This window comes from Moorena sp. SIO4E2 (assembly GCF_010671945.1).
GTDB lineage: Bacteria > Cyanobacteriota > Cyanobacteriia > Cyanobacteriales > Coleofasciculaceae > Moorena > Moorena producens.
This window is the reverse complement of sequence record NZ_JAAHIE010001271.1, coordinates 1-1,311: the sequence shown is the minus strand read 5'-3', so window position 1 is coordinate 1,311 and position 1,311 is coordinate 1. Positions and strand designations below refer to the sequence as shown.

Sequence of the window (1,311 nt, the reverse complement as noted above, 5' to 3'; positions counted from 1 at the left end):
TCAATGAACGCAAACTCTCCCCAGAACAAGAGCTCGTCGAAGATATCCTGTCCATCCTCCACTGTTTCTCTGCTAGGCTTTACGGACTCCGAAAATATCAAAAGCAAGTCACGCAAGCGGTACAAGATAAAACCCCGGAACCAGACGATGAAGTTGACACCAAACAGTGTCTTGAGGCTCAGGGTGTTTCCATCTAAAGAGCTTCACAGGGTTTGGAAAACTTGGCTTAATGCATATAGATGGATTTACAACTGGTCGATCGCTGCTATCAAAAACGGCTATCAAGGTAGTACTTATGACCTACAAAAACTGGCTAGAAAATCTGATAGACCAGAGTGGGTAAAAACCCTACCAGGGCACCAATTACAAGAAGCTGTTGCCGATGGGATCGATGGCGTTAAACAAGCCAAGGTCAATGGAGGTTTTGCCAAATTTAAATCCTGTCGGCAGATCACTCAAGTAATCAAATTCAAAGTTGGAGACTTCAAAAAAGGTTCTTGGTATCCCACCAAAGTAAAAGGTCTGTCCTTTCGTTCACCTCAAGGTTTTCCCGATGAATGCATCTACGGTACTCAATTAGTTTGGGTTAAAGGCAAATGGTACGGCATTTTTCCCGAATACATTGAACCTACTCCCACCAAACAGGATAAAGTAATAGCTTTAGATCCAGGTATTAGGACATTCCTTACTGGCTTTGACGGCAAAAATTACCTAGAGATAGGCTCTGGGGATATTGGTCGGGTTCAAAGACTTTGTCAGCAACTAGATCGGTTGATGAGTCGGATTGACTTAAGCTCTGCGAAAAGACAGAGACGAGCAATGAGAAATGCTGCCCATCGCTTACGCCAAAAAATTCAAAACCTAATTAAGGACTGCCATAACAAGTCAGCTTCTTTCCTGGTTAGTAATTACAAGCTTATATTTTTGCCAACGTTTGAAACATCTCAAATGGTAGTCAAATCAGCTAGGAAATTAAACAGGAAAACAGCTCGCAATCTGCTTACCTGGAATCATTATAAGTTTCGCCAGCACTTAACTCAAATGGCGGATCGTCATGAGGTGAAGGTTGTCTTGGTTAACGAATCTTATACCAGCAAAACTTGCCCAGAATGTGGTCAAATTCACGAAAAATTAGGCGGCAGTAAAAAATTCCAATGCCCAAAATGTGGCTTCTCTTTACCACGGGATTGGAATGGCGCGCGGAACATAATGATCCGCGCTTTGTCGGCAACAACCACCAGGTTTTCACCTGGTGCTATACAGATCATTCCTGCTGATGGGTAGGTTTAGAGAGGTTAAATGTTGCACCAG

Annotated in this window: 1 protein-coding gene and 1 pseudogene; both read left to right on the top strand. The window is 43.0% G+C overall.

What is annotated here, in order from left to right; genetic code table 11:
- Window positions 1-197: pseudogene (locus F6K37_RS42865) on the top strand (IS607 family transposase); the annotation flags it as partial.
- Complete coding sequence (locus F6K37_RS42860; RefSeq protein ID WP_271968729.1) at window positions 184-1,284, top strand: RNA-guided endonuclease InsQ/TnpB family protein; 1,101 nt, start codon at window positions 184-186, stop codon at window positions 1,282-1,284. The pseudogene F6K37_RS42865 and the gene F6K37_RS42860, both read left to right, overlap by 14 nt.
- The last annotated feature ends 27 nt before the right edge of the window (window positions 1,285-1,311 follow it).